23 protein-coding genes are annotated in these 23,958 nt (G+C 53.5%); 4 read left to right on the forward strand and 19 right to left on the reverse strand.

The window, feature by feature from the left end; translation table 11 throughout:
- The first annotated feature begins 82 nt into the window (after positions 1–82).
- From coaE to yacG, 3 genes are all read left to right on the forward strand, one after another.
- Positions 83–709: a dephospho-CoA kinase gene (gene coaE / locus DAQ1742_RS17265; RefSeq protein WP_035344189.1), complete on the forward strand. Its 627-nt coding sequence runs from the start codon at positions 83–85 to the stop codon at positions 707–709.
- Positions 702–1,454, forward strand: a complete 753-nt coding sequence (zapD, locus tag DAQ1742_RS17270) for a cell division protein ZapD (RefSeq protein WP_035344191.1) — start codon at positions 702–704, stop codon at positions 1,452–1,454. Before coaE ends, zapD begins: the two co-directional genes overlap by 8 nt.
- 140 nt (positions 1,455–1,594) lie before the next feature.
- Entirely contained in the window at positions 1,595–1,792 is a 198-nt protein-coding gene (gene yacG, locus DAQ1742_RS17275) for a DNA gyrase inhibitor YacG (RefSeq protein ID WP_035346325.1), read from the forward strand.
- A 119-nt stretch (positions 1,793–1,911) separates the two neighbouring features.
- Here the strand turns inward: yacG and mutT are convergent, their stop codons facing one another.
- The 3 genes from mutT to secM form a co-directional block, all read right to left on the reverse strand.
- Entirely contained in the window at positions 1,912–2,319 is a 408-nt protein-coding gene (gene mutT, locus DAQ1742_RS17280) for an 8-oxo-dGTP diphosphatase MutT (RefSeq protein ID WP_035344193.1), read from the reverse strand.
- Between the two features lie 71 nt (positions 2,320–2,390).
- Positions 2,391–5,090, reverse strand: coding sequence for a preprotein translocase subunit SecA (gene secA, locus DAQ1742_RS17285; protein WP_035344195.1), 2,700 nt, complete (start codon positions 5,088–5,090; stop codon positions 2,391–2,393).
- Positions 5,091–5,197: 107 nt separating this feature from the next.
- Entirely contained in the window at positions 5,198–5,689 is a 492-nt protein-coding gene (secM, locus tag DAQ1742_RS17290) for a secA translation cis-regulator SecM (RefSeq protein WP_035344197.1), read from the reverse strand.
- A 27-nt stretch (positions 5,690–5,716) separates the two neighbouring features.
- Between secM and DAQ1742_RS17295 the strand changes: the two genes are divergently transcribed.
- Positions 5,717–6,235 carry a DUF721 domain-containing protein gene (locus tag DAQ1742_RS17295; RefSeq protein ID WP_035344199.1) on the forward strand — a complete coding sequence of 173 codons (519 nt, stop codon included), beginning with the start codon at positions 5,717–5,719 and terminating at the stop codon, positions 6,233–6,235.
- 75 nt (positions 6,236–6,310) lie between these two features.
- Here the strand turns inward: DAQ1742_RS17295 and lpxC are convergent, their stop codons facing one another.
- The 16 genes from lpxC to mraZ all read right to left on the reverse strand — a co-directional run bounded on the left by lpxC (position 6,311) and on the right by mraZ (position 23,397).
- Positions 6,311–7,228: a UDP-3-O-acyl-N-acetylglucosamine deacetylase gene (lpxC, locus tag DAQ1742_RS17300; RefSeq protein ID WP_035344201.1), complete on the reverse strand. Its 918-nt coding sequence runs from the start codon at positions 7,226–7,228 to the stop codon at positions 6,311–6,313.
- A 93-nt stretch (positions 7,229–7,321) separates the two neighbouring features.
- The gene (ftsZ, locus tag DAQ1742_RS17305) at positions 7,322–8,476 is read right to left on the reverse strand and encodes a cell division protein FtsZ (RefSeq protein WP_035344203.1); all 1,155 of its coding nucleotides are present in this window, start codon (positions 8,474–8,476) and stop codon (positions 7,322–7,324) included.
- Positions 8,477–8,549: 73 nt separating this feature from the next.
- Complete coding sequence (gene ftsA, locus DAQ1742_RS17310) at positions 8,550–9,806, reverse strand: cell division protein FtsA (RefSeq protein ID WP_035344206.1); 1,257 nt, start codon at positions 9,804–9,806, stop codon at positions 8,550–8,552.
- Positions 9,803–10,657, reverse strand: coding sequence for a cell division protein FtsQ (ftsQ, locus tag DAQ1742_RS17315; protein WP_035344208.1), 855 nt, complete (start codon positions 10,655–10,657; stop codon positions 9,803–9,805). Before ftsQ ends, ftsA begins: the two co-directional genes overlap by 4 nt.
- A 5-nt stretch (positions 10,658–10,662) precedes the next feature.
- Positions 10,663–10,827: a hypothetical protein gene (locus tag DAQ1742_RS17320; protein ID WP_158513822.1), complete on the reverse strand. Its 165-nt coding sequence runs from the start codon at positions 10,825–10,827 to the stop codon at positions 10,663–10,665.
- 21 nt (positions 10,828–10,848) lie between these two features.
- On the reverse strand, positions 10,849–12,309 hold the full coding sequence (murC, locus tag DAQ1742_RS17325; protein WP_035344210.1) for a UDP-N-acetylmuramate--L-alanine ligase: 1,461 nt from the start codon (positions 12,307–12,309) through the stop codon (positions 10,849–10,851).
- Between the two features lie 48 nt (positions 12,310–12,357).
- Positions 12,358–13,449, reverse strand: coding sequence for an undecaprenyldiphospho-muramoylpentapeptide beta-N-acetylglucosaminyltransferase (gene murG / locus DAQ1742_RS17330; protein ID WP_035344212.1), 1,092 nt, complete (start codon positions 13,447–13,449; stop codon positions 12,358–12,360).
- Positions 13,446–14,648, reverse strand: coding sequence for a cell division protein FtsW (gene ftsW, locus DAQ1742_RS17335; protein WP_035344214.1), 1,203 nt, complete (start codon positions 14,646–14,648; stop codon positions 13,446–13,448). The genes murG and ftsW overlap by 4 nt, the downstream gene beginning before the upstream one ends.
- Complete coding sequence (gene murD, locus DAQ1742_RS17340; RefSeq protein WP_180706182.1) at positions 14,648–15,961, reverse strand: UDP-N-acetylmuramoyl-L-alanine--D-glutamate ligase; 1,314 nt, start codon at positions 15,959–15,961, stop codon at positions 14,648–14,650. Before murD ends, ftsW begins: the two co-directional genes overlap by 1 nt.
- A gap of 16 nt (positions 15,962–15,977) precedes the next feature.
- Positions 15,978–17,060 carry a phospho-N-acetylmuramoyl-pentapeptide-transferase gene (gene mraY / locus DAQ1742_RS17345; protein ID WP_035344218.1) on the reverse strand — a complete coding sequence of 361 codons (1,083 nt, stop codon included), beginning with the start codon at positions 17,058–17,060 and terminating at the stop codon, positions 15,978–15,980.
- Positions 17,054–18,415 carry a UDP-N-acetylmuramoyl-tripeptide--D-alanyl-D-alanine ligase gene (gene murF, locus DAQ1742_RS17350; protein WP_035344220.1) on the reverse strand — a complete coding sequence of 454 codons (1,362 nt, stop codon included), beginning with the start codon at positions 18,413–18,415 and terminating at the stop codon, positions 17,054–17,056. Before murF ends, mraY begins: the two co-directional genes overlap by 7 nt.
- Positions 18,412–19,902, reverse strand: a complete 1,491-nt coding sequence (gene murE, locus DAQ1742_RS17355) for a UDP-N-acetylmuramoyl-L-alanyl-D-glutamate--2,6-diaminopimelate ligase (RefSeq protein WP_035344222.1) — start codon at positions 19,900–19,902, stop codon at positions 18,412–18,414. Before murE ends, murF begins: the two co-directional genes overlap by 4 nt.
- The gene (locus tag DAQ1742_RS17360) at positions 19,889–21,652 is read right to left on the reverse strand and encodes a peptidoglycan glycosyltransferase FtsI (protein WP_035344224.1); all 1,764 of its coding nucleotides are present in this window, start codon (positions 21,650–21,652) and stop codon (positions 19,889–19,891) included. Before DAQ1742_RS17360 ends, murE begins: the two co-directional genes overlap by 14 nt.
- Positions 21,653–21,674: 22 nt before the next feature.
- Positions 21,675–21,998: a cell division protein FtsL gene (gene ftsL / locus DAQ1742_RS17365; protein WP_035344226.1), complete on the reverse strand. Its 324-nt coding sequence runs from the start codon at positions 21,996–21,998 to the stop codon at positions 21,675–21,677.
- Positions 21,995–22,936 carry a 16S rRNA (cytosine(1402)-N(4))-methyltransferase RsmH gene (rsmH, locus tag DAQ1742_RS17370; RefSeq protein ID WP_035344227.1) on the reverse strand — a complete coding sequence of 314 codons (942 nt, stop codon included), beginning with the start codon at positions 22,934–22,936 and terminating at the stop codon, positions 21,995–21,997. The genes ftsL and rsmH overlap by 4 nt, the downstream gene beginning before the upstream one ends.
- A 2-nt stretch (positions 22,937–22,938) precedes the next feature.
- Positions 22,939–23,397 carry a division/cell wall cluster transcriptional repressor MraZ gene (gene mraZ, locus DAQ1742_RS17375; protein WP_035344229.1) on the reverse strand — a complete coding sequence of 153 codons (459 nt, stop codon included), beginning with the start codon at positions 23,395–23,397 and terminating at the stop codon, positions 22,939–22,941.
- Positions 23,398–23,958: the final 561 nt, after the last annotated feature.

The following is a 23,958-nucleotide window of genomic DNA, read 5'->3' on the forward strand; positions in this document are numbered from 1 at the left end:
ATGCCAGTGTACAGCACTGCGATTTTCTACCGAATTGGGCTAGAATCCGGTAAATTTACCCGTCCATTTTCAGTGGATTATCATGGCCTATATCATCGCGTTAACTGGCGGCATTGGCAGCGGGAAAAGCACTGTTGCCCAAGGGTTTGCAGCTCTGGGGATCGGCGTTGTCGATGCCGATGTGATAGCTCGCCAGGTTGTAGAACCAGGGCAGCCGGCCCTTGCGGCCATTATTGAACATTTTGGTCACCAAATCCTGTTGCCCGATGGCTCGCTAAATCGCGGAGCACTGCGTGAGCGTATTTTTTCAAACGGGGAAGACAAAGGCTGGCTGAATGCTCTGCTGCACCCGATCATCCAGGCACAGACACGGCGTCAGTTGGCTGCGACAACCAGCCCTTATGCTCTCTGGGTTGTCCCGTTGTTGGTAGAAAATCACTTACAACAGCAAGCCCAGCGAATTTTGGTCGTTGATGTTGAGCCTGAAATTCAATTACAACGCACAATGGCAAGAGATAAAATCTCACGAACTCAGGCACAACGTATTTTGGCCGCACAAGCCAGCCGGGAACAACGGCTCGCCTGTGCAGATGATATTATCGACAATAACAATAATCCGAACGAACTCGCTCTGCGAATTGCTGCACTTCACCAGCACTATCTTGAGCTGGCGGCTTTCGCAACTGACAGGATGAACCATAATGAGTGACGAAACCCCAACAGTCCTTTTTGAATATCCGCTAAATGAAAAAATGCGTACCTGGCTGCGTCTGGAGTTTTTACTTCAGCAGATGTATGACAATTCTGAATTGAAAGACATTGGCGTCGCGCTGATATTTTTTCGTGCAGTGGCTGAGTTGCTGGATATTCTTGAACGGGGTGATGTGCGTCCAGATTTGCTAAAAGAGCTGCAACGCCAGCAGCAGAAGCTGGCGCAATGGAGTGAACTCCCCGAAGCAGACATCGAGCGCATCCATAACTTGCGGCAGAAATTACACAATTTATCAGCAATACTCATGGCTGCACCGCGAATGGGGCAGGGCCTGCGTGAAGAGAAACTTATCGGGATGGTCAGGCAGCGCCTTAGCCTGCCTGGGGGCTGTTGCAGCTTTGATTTACCCACCTTACATATCTGGCTACATCAAATACCAGAGCTCAAACAGCGTCAGACGAATATGTGGCTTGATAGTGTGAGTGCGCTAAAACACTCGCTGGACAGCGTTCTTGAGCTGATTCGTCACGCCGGTACTTTTCGCGAGCAAACCAGCCTCAACGGTTTTTTTCAGGACAACGCGAGCGATGCAGACTTGCTGCGTTTAAGCATTGCGTTGGAATATCAGCTCTATCCGCAAATATCTGGTCATAAGACACGCTTTGCCATTCGTTTTATACCACTGGATAGCGAACAGGGGTTAATTCCTGAGCAGATCACTTTTGAACTCGCCTGCTGCTAACGCGCCTGCTGAACCTTCATGGGCAATACAGGGAGCGGCTGAAAGAGTTACCCATCATGGGGTATGGATAGCACTCGTGTGCAGCCAGCGACTCTGAATAAACATAACTAATAGAAGGCAACCGAGTGGACATCAACAACATGGATAATGAGATAATTTTTGTGAAATGCCCCACCTGCATGCGGCCTGTCGAATGGGGCGAGAATAGCCCTTACCGGCCATTTTGCTGCAAACGTTGTCAGTTAATTGATCTGGGCGAATGGGCTGATGAAGAAAAGCGTATTCCCAGTGAGGAAAATATTTCTGATAGCGACACCTGGAGCGAAGCACAGCAATAACCAACCACTCCGTGGCCCGGTACAGGGGCTGCTGACCGCTGAGTGTAACACTTCACTGAGGGGCTTTTCTCTAAAACATATCGACTCATGCCTCGGCGGGCATGAATCGATATGGCGTTTTATGTTGACGCAATACCGGCTTTAAGACGCCGGATCATGTCTACATTCGCGGGGGGGAATGCCTCTTCGTCCAGTTCATCAGCGCGTAGCCACCGGGACGCCTGCCCTTCACGCCCATAAGGTTCACCCAGCCACTGCTCTACCAGAAAAAAATGCAGAGTGATGATACGATCACCGGCAGAAAATGTTTTACTCTCTAATGGTTTAGCACTAATCACATCAATGCCGACTTCTTCGTGCAGCTCACGTATCAGCGCTTGCTCGGGCGTTTCCCCTTTTTCTACTTTGCCTCCGGGGAATTCCCACTTACCCGCCATATGTACCCCTTCAGGACGGCGGGCAATAAAAAATGCCTGCTGTGGATTACGAATAATCCCTACAGCAACAGATAAGGATTTTTGCACCATATTGACCCTTCTCTCAGTAAAAAGGCGGTCATAGACCGCCTCAGCACACATATCAATACGCGATGACCGTATTATTTTTGCAAACGACCATGACACTGTTTGTATTTCTTACCTGAACCACATGGGCAGGGGTCGTTACGGCCAACCTTGCGATCGGCAAACTGGGCATCTCCCGCCACGGCAACCTCAGCCTGATGGCTCAGCTGCTGCTGGCGTGCCAAACGCTCGGCCTCTTCGCGACGCTGCTGCTCCAGCGCCTCGATTTCTTCTGGCATCCTTACCTGTACTTTACTCAATGTACTGATAACTTCATATTTCAGACCTTCCAGCATAGAAGCAAACATAGCAAAGGATTCGCGCTTATATTCCTGTTTCGGATCTTTTTGTGCATAACCACGCAAGTGAATACCCTGACGCAGATAATCCATCGCCGCCAGATGCTCTTTCCACAGTGAATCCAGCGTTTGTAGCATGACGCCTTTCTCGAAGTTACGCATTACATCACTGCCGACCACTTCCTCTTTGCGACGATAAACCTCAATCGCCTGCTCATAAATGCGCTCACGCAGCGTTTCTTCATGCAACTCCGGCTCTTTATCCAGCCATTCAGCAATCGGCAGGTCGAGATCGAAATCATTTTTAAGACGTTGTTCCAGGCCCGCAATATCCCACATTTCTTCGAGCGATTGCGGTGGAATATGCGCATCAATGGTGACTTTAAACACATCTTCGCGGATGCTATTGATGGTTTCACTGACATCAGAGGCATTCAGCAATTCATTACGCTGGGTGTAGATAGCCCGCCGCTGGTCATTTGCAACATCATCATATTCAAGCAGTTGCTTACGAATATCGAAGTTGCGGTTTTCCACCTTGCGTTGTGCATTGGCAATCGCTTTCGTTACCCACGGGTGTTCAATCGCCTCACCTTCTTTCATCCCCAGTTTGCGCATCATGTTCGATACGCGATCGGAGGCAAAAATACGCATCAACGCATCTTCCATCGACAGATAGAAACGTGAAGAACCGGCATCCCCCTGACGACCGGAGCGGCCACGTAGCTGGTTGTCGATACGACGTGACTCATGGCGCTCGGTGCCAATAATGTGCAGACCGCCTGCGACCAGAACCGCATCATGTCGCTGCTGCCATTGCGCTTTAATTTCGGCTATCTGTGCATCATCCGGGTTCTCTAGCTGCGCGACTTCCGCCTGCCAACTGCCTCCCAGCATAATATCCGTACCACGACCTGCCATGTTAGTGGCTATCGTCACCGCACCAGGACGTCCGGCCTGTGCAACAATATCGGCTTCCATCGCGTGGAACTTGGCATTCAAGACATTGTGGGTGATTCCGGCTTTCGTCAGCGCATGAGAAACCACCTCAGATTTTTCAATCGAGATCGTTCCCACCAGTACCGGTTGACCGTTAATGGTGCGTTCTCTGATGTCTTCAATAATTGCGCCGATTTTTTCCTGCTCGGTCATGTAAACCAGATCGGGCAGATCTTTACGGATCATCGGGCGGTTGGTCGGCACAACAATAGTATCCAGCTTATAGATAGAGCTGAATTCAAACGCTTCCGTATCCGCCGTCCCTGTCATCCCGGCCAGTTTTTCGTAAATACGGAAATAGTTCTGGAAGGTAATCGAGGCCAGCGTCTGGTTCTCGTTATTGATTTTCACATTTTCCTTGGCTTCCACCGCCTGGTGTAAGCCATCAGACCAGCGACGTCCCTGCATAGTTCGCCCGGTGTGCTCATCCACGATGATAACTTCGTCATCTTTTACGATGTAATCCACATCACGGGTAAAGAGCACATGAGCGCGCAGTGCCGCTGTCACATGGTGCATCAACATAATATTGGTAGGTGAATACAGTGACTCACCTTCCGCCATGATGCCTTCATTGACCAGCAACTCTTCAATTTTGACCAGGCCACGCTCCGTGAGGTTAACCTGACGAGCTTTCTCATCAACAGAAAAATGGCCTTCGCCCTGGAAAGTGTCAGAGTCCTCTTTTTCCTGACGAATCAGATACGGAATAATTTTATTCACCCGCATATACAGCTCAGAACTGTCTTCCGCCGGGCCGGAAATGATCAGCGGAGTACGCGCCTCATCGATCAAGATAGAGTCCACTTCATCCACTAATGCATAGTACAACTGACGCTGTACACGCTCTTCCGGGCTGAACGCCATGTTGTCACGCAGGTAATCGAAACCATATTCGTTGTTGGTGCCATAGGTGATGTCGGCTGCATACGCCTCACGTTTGGCGGGTGCAGGCATTCCCGGCAGGTTAATACCAACCGTTAAGCCCAGGAACTCGAACAGCGGACGGTTGTTTTCCGCATCGCGCTGTGCCAGATAATCGTTGACGGTCACAACGTGTACACCACGGCCGGTCAGCGCATTCAGGTACGCTGGCAGTGTTGCCGTCAGTGTTTTCCCCTCCCCGGTACGCATTTCGGCAATGCAGCGCTCGTTCAACACCATACCGCCTATTAGCTGTACGTCGAAATGGCGCATGCCGAACACACGTTTACTGGCTTCACGTACAACGGCAAAGGCTTCCGGCAGCAACGCTTCCAGCGTTTCACCTTTCTTGAGCCGTTCACGAAATACCTGCGTTTTGGCTTTCAGTTCGTCGTCAGAGAGCTTTTCCATATCGGGCTCAAAGCGGTTTATCACCTCAACGATTTTGCGCATGCGACGCAACGCACGGTCATTACGGCTACCAAAAACCTTGGTTAATAATTTGATTAACATAATAATTTTAGTCTCAACAATGCCAGTTCACTGATGCTGGCACGACATCAAAAAAGGAAATTTTTCAGCACAAGCGCTACGCGCACACGAGTACGCGGTTGCAACTGTCAGCGGAATGGCCCGGCCCGAATCCCCTGAATCTGTGATAACCACAGACCGGTGTGATAAGAAGGAGTAACATGGGGAGGTGCAATGGATGTGCCGGAAAAAACAAGTGGCGTCGCATCGCGCATTAACAGTGCGTTGAGCGTTTCCAGCAATGCCTGATGATGCACTGACGTAACCTCCGCAACCGTCACCGGGGGAGTCAGTGCAAACGAGAGATGCCGAATAACTGTACGAATGGCATGTTGATGCCAAAAATCGTTACTCAATGACGAGCGAAGACGAGCGTCTTTTAAGGCAACCAGATCGTGAAGATTAAAATAAGAGGCATGCTGACGGCTAACCGTCGGGGCAGAATTAGGCTCCGTTGAGGTATCACGCGACTCGGTAAAATTGGCAGGCAGGCCGAGCGTGGCCGCGACCATCCCCAATAGCAGGTGAGGCCAGAAATAACGTCTGCCAAATTGTCGCCAACGATTTAAAATACCAATCACAAGTTTCTTTCCGTCGGAGCCTGCGTTATGCGTGATAACCGTCCACAATCACTGGATTCATTTTTCGATGGCGCATCGCCAACTGCCTCTGGCCCGCTGCAGGATATTCAACAACGTGCGGTCGCGCTATTAAAACTTAATCGGGCAGTTCAGAGCCTGCTTCCCGCGGCGTTACATCCATTTTGCCGGGTCGCTAACTATCGGCAGGGAATGCTGATACTGGAAACAACCAGTGCCAACTGGCTAATGCGGTTACGTTATGAGCAACCAACAATATTGTCCGCCCTGCGCGCACAAATACTACCATCATTGGTCGCAATCGACATCAGGATTAATCCAGCACTGGCCGCAAAAGTGCATGAAAATGAGAGCCACCACATGACAAAAGCTATCGCCGCAGCAACACCGACAGCACGCATATTGAGTGCACAGAGTGCTGAAATATTAAAGAGTTTGGCAGAACAAAGCCCGGAGGGATTACAGAAAATACTAAAACGACTGGCGTCACTGGCCGGAGAGAATACCAGCAACACCTCGTCGTCATAAATCACTACAGCACTTATGTTATAAAGATTAACTCTGATGGCTAATCGCTATAACGTTAAGCTTTCCGTGTGGCACTCAAGCCAACACGGTAGAGGGCGCTTTGAAAGCCAGCGGCATTTCCGCCTCATCTTCAAAGGTAACAAGCTCCCACGCTTCCTGCCTGGCCAGCACAGCCTGCAACAGCTTGTTATTCAGCGCGTGACCAGATTTAAACGCCGTAAATGCACCAATGATATTGTGCCCGCACATGAACAAATCACCGATGGCATCGAGCATCTTGTGACGAACAAATTCATCATCAAAGCGTAAACCATCTTCATTCAACACACGGTAATCATCAACCACGATGGCACAGTCGAAGCTTCCGCCCAGACACAGACCCCGTGACTGTAGGTATTCGATATCGCGCATAAAACCGAAAGTACGCGCCCGGCTAATCTGGCGAACGAACGCATCCGCAGAGAAGTCCAGTTTAAAACGCTGTGAACCGGCATCAATCACCGGGTGATTGAAATCAATGGTAAAATCCAGACTAAAACCGTTGAACGGCTTCAATTCGGCCCACTTGTCGCCTTCTTCCACCCGAACAGTCTGCTTGAGGCGAAGGAACTTTTTGGCACAATTCAGTTCTTCGATTCCGGCATCCAGCAACAGGTAAACGAAAGGACTGGCGCTACCATCCATAATCGGGATTTCCGGCGCATCGACTTCAATCATAATATTGTCGATCCCCAATCCCGCCAGAGCCGCATTCAGATGCTCCACGGTTGAAATACGCACGTCATGCTCATTAACCAGGCAAGTACAGAGCATGGTATCACGCACGGATTTGGCATCAGCCGGGAAATCAACCGGTGGATTCAAGTCAGTACGACGATAGATGACCCCGGTGTTTGCCGGTGCAGGGCGCATAGTCAGGGTGACTTTCTTGCCGGTATGAAGCCCGACCCCTGTCGCCTGTACAATACGTTTTAGTGTACGTTGTTTGATCATCGTATTCTCTCGCATTCATCTGAACCTACGGCCTTAGCTTATACCAAGACCGGCGGCACAGTTTAGCACAAAGAGCGGAGATGCCAACCGACCTTAGTCGGCCTGCTTGCGCAGGAAAGCGGGAATATCAAGATAATCCGGCTCTTTATTGGGCTGCACGCTCTGATCATTGACGACTTTAGCAGCAGGTTTTTCCTGCGGCAATGGTGCCATGCCATGTTGCTGATAGCGGTGATCCATCACGGGCTGACTGCTGGTCTGCTTGTTCGTCACCAGCGTAATTTCGGGACGTTTATCCATACCTATACCGGTTGCAACCACCGTGACACGCAGCTCGTCATTCATATCCGGGTCGAGCGACGTACCAATTACCACGGTTGCATTATCGGATGCAAAGGCTCGAATGGTATTCCCCACCGTCTCAAATTCATCCAGACGCAAGTCAAAACCCGCAGTAATGTTAACCAGCACACCACGGGCACCGGACAGGTCGATGTCTTCAAGTAACGGGCTGGAAATCGCCATTTCTGCGGCTTCTTCGGCACGATCTTCACCGCGAGCGACACCAGACCCCATCATGGCATAACCCATTTCAGACATCACGGTTCGCACGTCAGCGAAGTCCACGTTCATCAGGCCTGGGCGAGTGATCAGTTCAGCAATACCCTGTACCGCACCTTTGAGCACATCGTTAGCGGCACCGAATGCATCCAGCAGAGAGATGCCACGACCCAATACTTTCAGCAGCTTATCATTCGGGATGGTAATGAGCGAGTCAACGTGTTTGGAAAGCTCGGCAATGCCCTGTTCGGCAAACGCCATGCGCTTTTTACCTTCGAAATTAAACGGTTTAGTAACGACGGCAACCGTCAGTATGCCAAGCTCTTTGGCAACTTCTGCGACAACCGGAGCCGCACCCGTCCCGGTACCACCGCCCATTCCGGCAGCGATAAATACCATGTCTGCGCCTTCCAGGGCTGTACGCAACGCTTCACGGTCTTCCTCAGCAGAATTACGGCCTACCTCAGGGTTCGCTCCCGCGCCCAGCCCTTTGGTAATGCCGCTACCAATCTGGATTGTCTGACCTACTGCCGTTTTCCTCAGTGCCTGGGCATCGGTGTTAACCGCAAAGAATTCAACACCTTCGATGCGTTCACGCACCATGTGTTCGACGGCGTTACCGCCACCGCCACCGACGCCGATGACTTTAATCACCGCGTCGTTGGTCAACTCCATTGGTTCAAACATAATCTCTCTCCGTCTTGTGCCTGTGTTACTTCAAGATCAAAAAAGTCGTAATCATGATCTCTTTTGATAATCGTCAAAATTCTTTTCTCAGCCAGCTATTCAGGCGTTTAAACCAGTTGCTGACCGATGCTCGTTTCTCAACTTCATGTTCACCACTCAGATGAGACTCTTTGCCGTAATGCAGTAACCCTACAGCGGTTGAATAGTAGGGTTCCTGCGCATAATCCGTTAAGCCTGTAATGTTCAGCGGCTGACCAATACGCACCTGTGTATGAAACACACGCTGTGCACAGGCCGCCAGCCCGTCAATTTGCGCAGCACCGCCAGTCAGTACGATACCGGCTGCCAGATGGTGCTTAACGCCCTGCTGACGCAATTGCTCCTGCAATTGCAACAGCTCTTCATTGACCAGGTTCAGCAATTCGGTATAACGCGGCTCAATCACTTCAGCCAGTGTCTGACGTTGCAGACTACGAGGAGGTCTTCCGCCTACACTCGGTACTTCTACGGTTTCATCCTTGCTGACAATCGAACCGAGCGCGCAGCCATAACGCACTTTGATGGCTTCTGCATCCGTCGGCGGCGTGCCAAACGCGTAGGCTATATCGCTGGTGACAACGTTACCAGCATACGGAATCACTTTTGTGTGGCGTAACGCACCACCGGTATACACCGCCATATCCATGGTGCCACCGCCGATATCCACCACACAGACACCTAACTCCCGTTCATCTTCGGTCAGCACCGCATAACTGGAGGCAAGGCCGGCAAAAATCAGTTGATCCACCTTCAAGCCACAGCGTTCTACTGCCTTGACGATATTCTTCGCCATATCATTATGGCAGGTGATTAGATGCACCTTGGCCTGCATTCGAACGCCGGATAAACCGACCGGATTTTTAATCCCTTCCTGATAATCAATCGCGTACTCCTGCGGAATAACATGCAAGATACGATGTTCGTCACGAACGCGGACAGATTTGGCCGTATGCACCACGCTTTCCACGTCATCCTGTGTGACTTCCTCTTCCGAGATAGGCACCATGCCAATCTCGTTTTGGCAACTGATGTGCTTGCCTGACAATGCCAGATACACCGAAGAGATCTGGCAGTCTGCCATCAGCTCCGCCTGATCGATGGCGCGCTGTACACACTTGACCACCGACTCCAAATCATTAACACCACCTTTATCCATACCCCGGGATGGGCAACTGCCCACGCCGATGATATTGATCATGCCATCTGGCAGAACCTCACCAACCAGTGCAGCGACTTTCGCTGTCCCGATTTCCAGCCCAACTACCAGTTTTCTGTCCGTCGACTTGATCATTGCTGTTTAGCCTGTGCCTGATTCTGTTGCTGATTACCGTTCTTTTGCTGATCAATGTCTTTTTGCTGATCAATAAATGCCGGGCTCCACCCTACCGCAGCGCCGGTGTCATAGCGTAAATCGACATAATTAACCCGCTTGTTTTCCGTCTGAGCCTGCCGTTGTAACAACGCATACAGTTCCAGAAAACGCGCCAGTCGCCGACTGCGATCATCTCGCCCCAGATTAAGGCGGACATCATCTTCTAATCCAACCTGCCATGAGTGACGCGCGGTCATCGCCACCATCTTCACGACAAATTTGCCTGCCGCCAGGGTCTGGCTGATTTCGCGGTATCCCTCAAGCACGTCGTCTTCACTGCCTTCAGGGCCATACAGCATCGGCATTTTTTTATTACCGACCCGCTCGGCTGGCACACTGAACGTGTTCCCGTCACTATCGACCATTAACTGGTCATTCCAACGCGCAAACGGAATATATTCAACCAGATGAATCTTTAATTCATCCGGCCATTGCTTGCGTACACTGGCCTGTTTAATCCAGGGCAAGCGTTCAATCTGCTGCTGGATGACATTCACATCCTGTGTCATAAACGTTCCTGGCGGGCCCAATGACAAGATCGCCTGACGAATATCGTCGTTGGTGGTGTAGTGCCTCTCACCTGTGACCACCAGCCTGGAGAGCGGCAGACGGCTGGCATCTTTCATCCAGCCCAGTACCATCCAACTGCCCCACAGGATGGTACCCAACACCATCAGCAGGAAAATCATCCCGGCCAGTTGACCACCATTACTGCGTCGTGCGCCTTTTTCCGGCTCACGCCCGTGTGTATTTAACGCCGCCTGCGACATACTAATCAGCCAATTCCGCAATACATGCGCGGCGATACCCCGGCTTCTTTCGGGGTTGAGCGCGTGAAGCCCGCGTTATGGCTCTGCATCGTTCGGCCTCCTCCCGCCTGCTGTGCATCGGGTCGCTGACGATGAAGACAGCCAATATCGGTTTGCTTTATTACTGCCATCACGCGCTCGTTTTCCCATGCTCAGTCTTTGGTTATAGGCTGTAGACGGCTTTCCGCCAGCCGACGCGCCAGTTTACCGATGTTACCGGCACCCTGTACCAGTATCAGGTCGTCACCCTGTAATGCCTGCGCCAGCAATTCCGGTAACGCTTCCACGTCAGGCACCATAATCGGGTCTATTTTTCCACGCCCACGAATCGTACGACACAGTGAGCGGCTATCCGCCCCAGGGATTGGCGCTTCACCGGCCGGGTAGACATCCAGCATCAGTAACACATCCACCTGAGATAAAACATGCGCAAAATCATCGTACAGGTCACGGGTACGGGTATAACGATGCGGCTGGAAAATCATCACCAGCCGTTTATCCGGCCAACCCGCTCGCGCCGCTTTAACGGTCGCATCAACCTCGGTCGGATGATGCCCGTAGTCATCCACCAGCATGGCAGTACCGCTTTTGCCATTCACCGGCAACAGCGGAAACTCACCCAGAAAGTCAAAGCGCCGCCCGGTACCCTGAAAACGCGCCAGCGCTCGCAAAATCGCTTCGTCGTCAATGCCCTCTTCCGTCGCCACCGCAACTGCGGCCGCGGCATTCAACGCGTTATGACGCCCTGGTGCGTTCAGTGTCACGTTCAATAGCGGTTTCCCCTGGCGCGCCAGGGTAAACATGCCTTGTGCACCCACCTGACGGTAATCCGCCACGCGCACATCCGCATTGTCACTGAACCCATAGGTTGTGATGTGGCGGCCGACACGCGGCAGCAACTCACGGATCACCGCATCATCAAGGCACATCACCGCATGCCCGTAAAAAGGCAGGTTGTGCAGGAAATTGATGAACGTCTGCTTGAGGTTCTCAAAATCGCCCTGATAGGTGTCCATATGGTCGGCTTCAATATTGGTGACAATAGCGACCATCGGCTGCAAATGCAGGAAGGACGCGTCACTTTCATCAGCTTCAGCGATAAGAAAGCGGCTTGAGCCCAAACGGGCATGTGTACCCGCCGCTTTCACCAGCCCGCCATTGACAAAAGTCGGGTCTAATCCGGCTTCGGCATAGATACTCGTGACCATTGCCGTCGTCGTGGTTTTACCGTGCGTGCCCGCAACTGCAATGCCATGACGAAAGCGCATCAATTCTGCCAGCATTTCTGCACGACGAATCACTGGAATACGGGCCTCATGAGCCGCGATAATCTCCGGGTTGTCGGCTGTAATCGCACTGGACACCACGACCACACTTGCGTTATTCACATTTTCCGGGCGGTGATGAAAATAAATTTGTGCGCCCAAATCGCTCAGTTGCTGCGTGACCGCATTCGGTGCCAGATCAGAACCGCTTATTTCATAGCCTTCATTCGCCAGCACCTCAGCTATGCCGCCCATACCCGCGCCGCCGATGCCGACAAAATGGATGTGCCGGACGCGGTGCATCTCGGGCACGATGGAACGCAGTTTCGCCAGTTCTTGAGTATTCACTATTGTTATCGCAACCTACATCAACGCCGGACTTCTCCGGCCATATCATTAATTCTGTGCAGAACGGGGCGGGTTTGCTATCGCTGCGGCGATAACGTACCCGGCCACCCTCTGCGTCGCATCGGGGATCGCTACTGTCCGGGCCCGTTGTGCCATGTCACACAGCGTGGCGCGATCCCAGCCAGACAAAACCGCGCTTAACGCCTCAACGCTAAGATCAGCCTGCTCGATAATTTTTGCCGCGCCCGCCTTCTCCAGCGGTAAAGCATTCCAATACTGCTGGCGGTCTTTATGCTGGAAGGGAACAAACAGTGCCGGTAAACCTGCGGCGGCAACTTCACTGACGGTCAACGCGCCAGAGCGGCATACCACGACATCAGCCCAGGCATAAGCCTCGGCCATGTCATCAATAAATTCGCTAATACGATGCTGTGCCTGCCCGCTATGAGCATAGGCCGCCTGCACCTCGGCCTTAGCCCCTTTGCCTGTCTGGTGCCAGATAGTCACCGTCTCACCCAGTTTTGCCGCCACGCCAGGTAGCGTTTGATTGAGCACGCGGGCCCCCTGGCTCCCACCGACCACCAGCACGCGCACCGGGCCGTGACGATCGGCCAGCCGTTGTTCGGGAGTGGGGAGCGCCAGCACATCGGTACGTACCGGATTCCCCACAACCTCTGCATCAGGAAAAGCACCGGGAAACGCCTGTAATACATGGGTGGCAATACGTGAAAGCCAGCGATTAGTCAGACCTGCAATGCCATTTTGCTCATGCAGAACCACCGGCACACCGCATAACCAGGCAGCGATACCGCCGGGGCCAGACACATACCCCCCCATGCCCAGCACGACATCCGGCTGATAACGCTGTATTATCGCCCGAGCCTGTCTCACCGCGCGAAAAATACGCACCGGGGCGAGCAACAGCGCCGCCAACCCTTTGCCTCTCAGGCCGGAAATACGAATAAAGTCGATATCAATGCCGTGTTTAGGCACCAGTTCGGCTTCCATTCTGTCAGCGGTACCAAGCCAGCGCACCTGCCAGCCCTGCGCCATCAGGTGTTGCGCAACAGCAAGACCGGGGAACACATGCCCACCGGTTCCGCCCGCCATCACCATCAAACGCTTGCCTTTGCCACTCATCGGGCACTCCTCGTAAACGCCTGCGCGTTGGCCAGGCGCGTTTCATAATCAATACGCAACAACAACACGATGGCCGTTGACATAATCAACAAACTGGAACCACCGTAACTGATGAGCGGCAGTGTTAACCCTTTGGTGGGCAGCATGCCCGCCGCGGCACCAACATTCACCAGCGTCTGAAAACTAAACCAAATCCCTATCGAACAGGCCAGAAAACCGGAAAAACGCTGATCGATTTCCAGCGCCCGCCGCCCGATGGACATCGCCCGAAAAGCGACGAAGAATATCATTAACAATGCCAAAACCACACCGATATAGCCCAGCTCCTCTCCCAGAATGGAGAAAATAAAGTCAGTGTGCGCTTCGGGCAGGTATTCCAGCTTCTGGATGGAATTTCCCAGCCCCTGCCCCCACAATTCTCCGCGGCCAAAGGCCATCAAAGACTGGGTGAGCTGATAGCCACTGCCAAACGGGTCATCCCACGGGTTCCAGAATGAGGTGACACGACGTACACGGTAAGGTTCGGCAATAATCAGCAGCCCTACCGCAAACGCGCCACACCCAATAATCGCCAAAAACTGCCACAGCTTGGCACCCGCCAGAAACAGCATCGCCAGCGTGGTAATAAACAGCACCACCACCGTTCCTAAATCCGGCTGAGCCAGCAGCAGCACCGCCAGCACCACCATGACGCCCATCGGTTTGCAAAAGCCCCAAAAGTTGCTGCGAACTTCATCGACTTTGCGCACCATATAGCTCGAGAGGTAGCAAAACAGCGAAAGCTTTGATAATTCAGCGGGCTGAATACGCAGCGGGCCAAGTGAAATCCAGCGTGATGCCCCATTGACCGAGCTGCCAACCACCAGCACCACCAGCAGCATCACGATGGATGCCAGCAGCAGCACTATGCTATAACGCTGCCAGACCTCCATCGGCACTCTCATCGTCACCAGCGATAAGCCAAATGCCAGACCGAGATAAAGAGCATCGCGCTTGGCGAATAAAAAGGGATCGCTGGCTAATCGTTGCCCGACCGGCATGGATGCCGACGTCACCATCACAAAACCGATCACCGCCAATCCCAGGGTCAGCCATAATAGCGTCCGGTCATACAGCACGGTGCTGAGGGTATCGCTTTCACGCGTCCCCATGACCCAGCGTTTCAGACGCTCAATGACACTGGCCCCGATAATGCGCATTATCCCAGCTCCTGCGCCAAACGGGCGAACTCATCACCGCGTTGCTCAAAACTGCGAAACTGATCCAGGCTGGCACAGGCTGGCGAGAGCAGTACCATGTCACCGGGATGCAGACGGCTGGCAATCAGGTGCATGGACTGCGCCATGGTTTCTGTCTGATCGGCAATGTCAGGGCGCAGCGCCGCCAGTTGGGCACCATCACGCCCGAAGCAGTAGAGCCGCAGGCTATCACCTTGCAGGTAGCGCAATAACGGCGAGAAATCCGCGGATTTACCATCACCACCGAGTAATAAGTGCAAGGTGCCATCGATATGCAGGCCACTGAGTGCGGCTTCGGTGCTGCCGACATTGGTGGCTTTCGAGTCATTCACCCAACGCACACCCTGGCGCTCAAGCACCAGTTGAAAACGGTGCGGCAGGCCGGTAAACGTGGTCAGGGCCGTCAGCGCCGACGCGCGCGGAATGCGAACGGCATCAGCCAACGCTAACGCAGCCAGTGCATTGGTATAGTTATGCTGGCCGACCAGTTTGATCTCACGGGTATTTAGTACCCGCTCACCGTTCACGCGCAGCCAGGTCTCCCCCTGCTGGCGATTGAGGTGATAATTGCCGACATCCACACCGAAACTCAGGCAACGTGCATCCGCACCGCGTACCGGCATGGTTAACGCATCATCGGCATTCACAATGCAGACACCCGCCTGCTCATAGATGCGTAACTTGGCAGCCCGGTACTGCTGTAACCCCAGCGGATAGCGGTTGGTATGATCTTCGGTTACATTCAGAATCGTGGCCGCTGCCGCACGCAGGCTGTAGGTGGTTTCCAGTTGAAAACTCGACAGCTCCAGCACATACAACTGGCATTCCTGCTTGAGTAATTCCAGCGCCGGAACGCCAATTATTCCCCCCACACCCACCGCCCAACCAGCCGCTCGCGCCATTTCCCCCACCAGCGTGGTCACGGTACTTTTACCGTTAGAACCGGTGATGGCAACAATCGGGGCCTGTGCTTCACGGCAGAACAGCTCGATATCGCCAATGATTTCAATCCCCGCTTGCGCCGCCTCACAGAGCAATGGCGTGGCCAGCGCAATACCCGGGCTTGCCACAATCAAGTCGGCTGAGAGCACCCACGTCTCATTAAGGCTACCGAGGTGGCGCTCGACATTGGCAGGTAACTTATCAAGGCCTGGTGGACTGATACGGGTATCTACCACGCGCGGCACAACGCCTCGCGCCAGGAAAAAATCAACACAGGAAAGCCCGGTGAGGCCCAACCCGATAATGACAACCTTTCTACCCTGATAGTCCATGTTTACCGTACCTTATTTACCGTACCTTGAGCGTGACCAGACCGATGAGCATCAGCATCAGCGAAATAATCCAGAACCGTACAATCACCCGGGGTTCCGGCCATCCTTTAAGTTCATAATGGTGGTGGATAGGAGCCATACGGAAAATCCGCTGGCCGCGCAGCTTGAAAGAACCGACCTGCAAAATAACCGACAGGGTTTCCACCACAAAAACGCCACCCATAATCACCAGCAGGAACTCCTGACGCAGCAGCACCGCAATCGTTCCCAACGCACCACCGAGCGCCAGTGAGCCGACATCCCCCATGAAGACCTGGGCCGGATAGGTGTTAAACCACAGAAAGCCAAGGCCGGCACCGACAATCGCGGTACACACCACCACCAGTTCACTGGCGTGGCGAATGTAGGGGATATGCAGATAACTGGCGAAATTCATGTTACCGGTGGCCCAGGCCACCAGCGCAAACCCGGCGGCGACAAACACGGTCGGCATAATCGCCAGCCCGTCGAGGCCATCGGTCAGGTTCACTGCGTTACTGGTGCCGACGATGACAAAATACGCCAGTAAAATGTAGAGCAACCCTAACTGTGGCATCACATCTTTGAAGAACGGCACCACCAGTTGCGTTGCCGGCGTACCTTTGCCAATGGCATACATAGAAAATGCCACCGTCAGCGCCAGCACTGACTGCCAGAAATATTTCCAGCGCGCAATCAGCCCTTTGGTGTCTTTACGCACCACTTTGCGGTAATCATCGACAAACCCGACAATGCCATAACCGATTAACACCAACAGCACACACCAGACGTAGGGGTTGGCAAGGTTGACCCACAACAACACCGAGACAATGATTGAGGCCAGGATCATCACCCCGCCCATCGTTGGCGTACCACGTTTGCTGAAATGAGACTCAGGCCCTTCACTGCGTACCACCTGGCCTATCTGCAAGCGCTGTAGCCAGGCAATCAAATGCGGCCCCATCCATAGCGAAATCATTAATGCCGTCAGCAGGCTGACAATGGCCCGGAACGTCAGGTAAGAGAAGACGTTAAAGCCGGAATAATACTTGACCAGATGCTCGGCCAGCCAAACTAACATGTGGCATTCTCCTGTAATGCATGTACTACCTGCTCCATCGCCGCGCTGCGGGAGCCTTTGATTAATATCGTCAGGGTATCGTGCTGCGCCATGAGCGCGCGTAAGCGTGCTATCAGCGCCGGTTTATCCGCGAAATGCTCACCCGACCCGCTGGCTTCACTGATGAGCGCACTTAACACGCCCACACTGAGTACCTTGTCAATGTTTGCCTGACATGCCGCCTCACCAACCTGACGGTGGCAGGCCTGCGCATCCTGGCCCAATTCAGCCATATCGCCAACCACCATCACACGGTATCCCGGCATTTCTGCCAGCACCTGCACGGCGGCCTGCATTGAGCCAACATTGGCGTTATAGCTGTCATCAAGCAGTTGTTTCCCGGCAGCAAGCGTAATCGGAAACAAACGACCGGGTACGGCAGCGAGCTGCGCCAGACCGGCTTTTACCGCCGTTAACGGCGCACCAGCGGCCTGCGCCAGTGCCGCTGCCGCCAGCGCATTGGCAATATTGTGCCGCCCCGGCAGTGGCAGCGTGACCGCTATCGCCCCGGTCGGCGTATGCAGGGTAAAATCCGTTCCCCTGGCGCTGACATTTACCTCACTGACATAAAAATCTACGCCGTCACGTTGCTGAGGTGAAAAACGCCAGTGAGTCTTGCCCTGTAATGCCGCCTGCCAGCGGGCTTCGTCATGACTGTCAGCATTCACAATCGCCACACCGTCTTGCGGCAGGCCGCTGAAAATTTCCCCTTTCGCCTGTGCAACACCCGTCAGAGAACCAAACCCCTCCAGATGCGCGGCGGCAAGATTATTCACCAGGGCGGCTTGCGGGCATACCATCGCGGTGGTGTACGCGATTTCGCCAATGTGGTTGGCTCCCAGCTCAATCACCGCGTAGTCGTGCTCTGGCGTCAGGCGAAACAGCGTCAGCGGCACGCCAATGTCGTTATTAAAATTCCCGGCGGTATAAAGCACATTGCCACACTGGCGCAAAATCGATGCGGTCATCTCCTTAACGGAGGTTTTCCCCGAAGAGCCCGTCAGAGCCACGACTTTCGCACGGCTGTGCTGCCTGACCCAACGGCCTATTCCCCCCAGCGCCAGCCGGGTATCCTCAACAACCAGTTGCGGCACGTCAATTGGCAAGTGCTTACTGACCAGCAATGCCGCCGCCCCTTCTTTAACGGCAGTATCAGCATAATCATGAGCATCAAATTGCTCGCCACGTAATGCCACGAACAGACAACCCGCGGTTAGCTTACGGGTATCGGTTGAAATCTCATCAATCGAGAGGTCATCCCCGATAAGGCGGGCAGCGAGAATATCGGCAAGTTGTCGTAACGACACACGGATCATGCCACTACCCCCAGCAGGCGTGCGACGGTGATACGGTCAGAGTAGTCCAGCCGCTCGTTGCCTATCAGTTGATAATCTTCATGCCCTTTCCCGGCGACCAGCACCACATCCTGAGCGGATGCCTGCATCACTGTGCTGGTCACCGCTTCTGCACGCCCGGCAATCACCTGAGCGCGCCCGGCATCAAGCAGTCCGCTGAGGATATCAGTCACAATTGCGTGAGGGTCTTCGCTGCGCGGGTTATCGTCTGTAACGATCACCCGATCGGCGAGCTGCTCTGCAACCGCCCCCATCAGTGGGCGTTTACCTTTATCCCTGTCACCACCACAGCCAAACACACACCACAAGGTGCCGTGACAATGCAAACGCGCGGCCTGCAAGGCTTTTTCCAGCGCATCCGGCGTATGGGCATAATCCACCACCACCGTTGGGCGATTCTCGGCAACGAAAACCTCCATGCGCCCGCACACTGGCTGAAGCGAGGAGCCCGTTTCCACCAATTGCGCCAGCGGATAGCCCAACGCCAGCAACGTCGCCAGCGCCAGCAGCAGGTTACTGACATTAAAAGCGCCCATCAGGCGGCTGTTGATAACCCCGGCCCCCCAACTGGAATCAAAATGCACCGTAAAACCGCTGTCGTGATACGTCACCTGCGTTGCGTTAAGCCAGCGCGGGCGGCTGGCCTCGATATGCCTTTCTGTGCTTATGCTGACGGCAACGGCATCAGGCAGACGCGACAACCAACGGCGTCCAACCTCGTCGTCCACATTAATAATGTGCTGCCCTGACTGATGTTCGGCAAACAGTTGCCATTTAGCCGCTTCATAGCTGGCCATGTCGCCGTGATAATCGAGATGGTCGCGGCTCAGGTTGGTAAACACCGCAGCGGCAAACGACAGTGCGGCAACACGATGCTGCACCAGCCCGTGTGAAGATACTTCCATCGCCGCAAATTGCGCCCCCTGGCTCACCAGTTGGCTTAATCTCTGCTGTACATCGACCGCCGAGCCGGTGGTGTTTTCCGATGGCACCACATGCCCTAACAGACCATTGCCCACCGTACCCATGACCGCGCTGGTTTTCCCCAACGCCTGACACCATTGGGCCAATAACTGGGTCGTGGTGGTTTTGCCGTTCGTCCCCGTCACGCCGACCAGTTGCAACGCTGACGAGGGCTGGTGATAAAAACGCCCGGCCAGCGCTGACAGCCGCTGATTCAGGTTGGCAAGATAAATCACCGGGACACCGTGCATCTCAACGCGCGTGCCATCTGGTGTATCGGCATCTGCCTGCGCGACAATCGCCGCCACACCCTGTGCGATAGCCTGCGGAATATAGTGCCGCCCATCGGTTTTATGACCCACCACGGCCACAAACAGATCCCCGGCAGCCGCTGCACGGCTGTCTAATGTCATTTCCCGCAGCGCACATTCCGGGGCATCACTGACCCACGGCGTCAGGACATCGCGCAAGTTACGATCTGTCACCTGAACCCTCTTTTCTGTTAGTCACAAATTCACTTTTATCGCCGTTCGCCAGCGCATCAGGCTCGATGTTCATGGTACGTAGCACACCGCCCATAATTGCGCCAAAGACCGGTGCCGATACTGCACCGCCATAGTATTTGCCCGCCTGTGGATCGTTGATAACCACCACCAGCGCAAAACGCGGATTACTGGCAGGAGCCACCCCGGCGGTATAGGCAATGTATTTGTTGATGTATTTTCCATCCGGGCCGACTTTCTTCGCCGTACCGGTTTTAATCGCAATACGGTAGCCTTTCACCGCCGCCTTCGTCCCGCCGCCGCCGGGCAATGCAACGCTTTCCATCATGTGCACCACGGTACGGACTATCGATTCGGGGAATACCCGTTCACCAGGGACGGGCGGGTCAACTTTGGTTATCGACAGCGGGCGAGACACGCCAAAGCTGCCGATAGTGGCGTAAACCCGGGCCAGTTGCAGCGGTGTCACCATCAGACCATAGCCAAATGAGAAGGTCGCGCGCTCGATATCTGACCAGCGCTGACGATTCGGATAGAGCCCGAGGCTTTCACCAACCAGCCCGAGATTGGTTGGTTTGCCAAGGCCGAAGCGAGAGTAAGTGTCCACTAACGCCGAGGCAGGCATCGCCAGCGCCAAATGTGATACGCCAACGTTACTGGATTTTTGCAGCACACCGGCCAGCGTCAGTTCGCTATAGCGCGCCACATCTTTGATTTCATGGCCATTGATGTAATACGGCTGCGTATTGAGTACCGCATTCTCCTTGACCACGTTGCGCTGAAGTGCCGTCATTACCACCATCGGTTTGACCGTTGAACCGGGCTCGAAAATGTCGGTAATCGCCCGGTTACGAATCACATCCGTTGCTGTACCGCTCAGGTTGTTCGGGTTATAAGACGGGCTGTTAGCCATCGCCAGCACTTCGCCGGTGTTGACATCCACCAACACGGCTGTGCCAGACTCCGCCTTGTTAAACGCCACCGCATTGTTCAGCTCACGGTAGACCAGCGCCTGCAAACGCTCATCAATGCTAAGCACCAGATTATGAGCGGCCTGACTGTCTACCGAGGAGATATCCTCAATCACACGGCCAAAGCGGTCTTTACGCACCGTACGCTCACCTGGCCGCCCGGTTAACCAGCGGTCAAAGCTCTTCTCAATGCCTTCAATTCCCTGCCCGTCGATATTGGTAAAACCAATCAGATGCGATGTCACCTGGCCTGAAGGATAGTAGCGGCGCGATTCCTGACGCAGATTGATACCCGGTAATTTCAGCTTATGGATATAATCGCCGATTGCCGGGTTAACCTGACGGGCGAGATAGACAAAACGGCCATTCGGATTGGCATTGACCTTGGCCGCTATCTGGTCAAGGGGTAAATCCAGCGCATCCGCCAGCGCTTTCCAGCGCGTATCAAGGGAAATGCCGCCGTGGTCATTAACATCTTTCGGGTCTGCCCATATCGCATTGACCGGTACGCTTACCGCCAGCGGCCGGCCAGCACGGTCACTGATCATGCCGCGCGCGGTCGGAACTTCCTGTACGCGCAGGGAGCGCATGTCACCTTCACGCACCAGTTTATCGGGGGCTATCACCTGCAAATAGGCCGCCCGCAACATCAGGCCGAGCATGCACAACAAAATTCCCACACACAGCAACGCAAAACGCCAGCTGACAAAGCTGGCATGTTCTTCCTGACGCTTTAATTTTCCTGGCCGCGCTGCTTTCATAATTTAGCAGATACCTGTTAACTCATTGTTGCTTAACCACAATATTTTCCTGTGAAGGATCAACATGCACCATATGAAGCTTTTCGGTGGCGATCTGTTCAACACGGCTGTGATCGCCTAAGGCATTTTCTTCCAAAATCAGGTTACGCCATTCGATATCCAGTGCGTCGCGCTCCAGCAGTAGCCGTTCCCGCTCGGCCGTCAGCAAGCGCGTACGGTGCGCCGTTGTCACCACCAGAATGGCGGAAACCAGCACCCCAATCAGTAGCAATACCGCTATCTTGCCGTGACGCAGCAAGTCTTCCCCAATCACCCCACCAAGCGAATGACGTTCATTACCGATCACGACGGCAGCCTTTGGGCAAAACGCAGCACCGAACTGCGCGCGCGCGGATTATCGGCGACTTCAGCCTCTGATGGCATCATTTTCCCTATCGTTTTCAGCGTCTGGCCGCCCTGACTGCGCAACTGCTCTTCCGTTAGCGGTAATCCGGCAGGCACCTGTGGCCCACGGCTATGCTGACGGATAAAGCGTTTTACAATCCGGTCTTCCAGCGAGTGGAAACTGATAACCGACAGGCGGCCATTGGGGGCAAGCACCTGCAAAGCCCCATTCAAGGCGCGCTCAATTTCTTCGAGTTCACTGTTGATATAAATGCGAATAGCCTGAAACGAACGCGTCGCCGGGTGCTTGTGTTTTTCCCGTATCGGGCTGGCAGCAGCAATCAGTTCGGCCAAAGCCTTGGTGCGAGTCAGCGGTTCCACGCGATTGCGCTCCACAATGGCGCGGGCAATACGTTTGGCAAACCGTTCCTCACCAAAAGTTTTCAGCACCCAGGCGATGTCCTCTTCTGCGGCGCTCATTAACCATTGAGCGGCCGACTGCCCGCGAGTCGGGTCCATGCGCATATCCAATGGCCCGTCACGCATAAAAGAAAAGCCGCGTTCCGGGTCGTCAAGCTGAGGTGAAGAAACGCCTAAATCCAGCAAAATGCCGTCGATTTTGCCGGTCAGTCCGTATTCTGAAACATAGTCAGCGAGATCGGAAAATGGCCCGTGAATAATGGAGAAGCGAGCATCGTTAATGGTGCTGGCCACGGCCACGGCCTGTGGGTCACGATCAATCGCCAGCAAACGGCCTTCTGGCCCGAGATGAGACAGAATGAGGCGCGAGTGACCACCACGACCAAACGTGCCATCGATATAGATACCGTTACTGCGGATATTCAAGCCGTTCACGGCTTCATCCAACAGCACGGTGGTATGTTTAAACGTTTCTGCCATGACTATAGTGATAAGTCCCGCAGCCGCTCAGATAAAGGTTCCTGAGTTGACTGCTCCGCGTCAATATCATCCTTGACTTGTCGATACCAGGTCTGTTCATCCCACAGCTCAAACTTGTTGAACTGTCCAACCAGCATCACTTCTTTCGTAAGACCCGCATGTTGCCGTAGTGTGGATGCAATCAGTATCCGGCCAGCGCTATCCATCTGGCATTCACTGGCATGCCCCAGCAACAGACGCTGAACACGACGCTCAGCAGGGTTCATACTCGACAGGCGAGAAAGTTTCTGTTCGATAATTTCCCATTCGGGCAGCAGGTAAAGCAGCAGGCAGGGTTGATGAAGGTCAATGGTACAGACCATTTGGCCTTGTGCTTCCTCGTTCAGTAAATCCCGATACCGGGTAGGAACGGCGAGCCGTCCTTTACCATCGAGGTTGACCAGCGTCGCCCCACGAAACATGACCGTATTTAACCCTTCATGGCCTTTTTTACCACTTTATCCCACAAATCCCCACTATTGAGAGTTTACGGAGCGGATGAAAAGCTTGTCAAGCCAGCACGGGCGCGCCTGGGTATTATTTCCAGCCCGATCGTGGTATGAAAAAACCGCCAAAAAATCACCACCTCAAAATAATGAGTATTAACGCTGTGATTATTTAAGGAAAATTAATGCCTCATCAGAGGGTGCATAAAGATATAGAGTTTTTTATCCAGTGCAATATTATTTTGATTGTCACAGTTAGATACGTATTTTTTGATTTTGCCACTGCGGATGAACTATTTTTATCGGCTGATTTTTAAACATTTTCCTGACAAATTTTGTTCATTTCTCACGTTCTTTGGCAACTGAGCGAATTTATTTTTATCGGAATGACATTTTTTTGATGTAGCACACACTCTGCGCCACTTCAGACAACGTTATCTATTTATCACAGAAATATTAAGCGGCGGTTTCGTTACTTCCGCCAGACATCTTGGGTGTTATATCCACCCCCATTCACATTCACTTGCACTTTACTCG

It is taken from the genome of Dickeya aquatica (assembly GCF_900095885.1).
GTDB classification, from domain to species: domain Bacteria; phylum Pseudomonadota; class Gammaproteobacteria; order Enterobacterales; family Enterobacteriaceae; genus Dickeya; species Dickeya aquatica.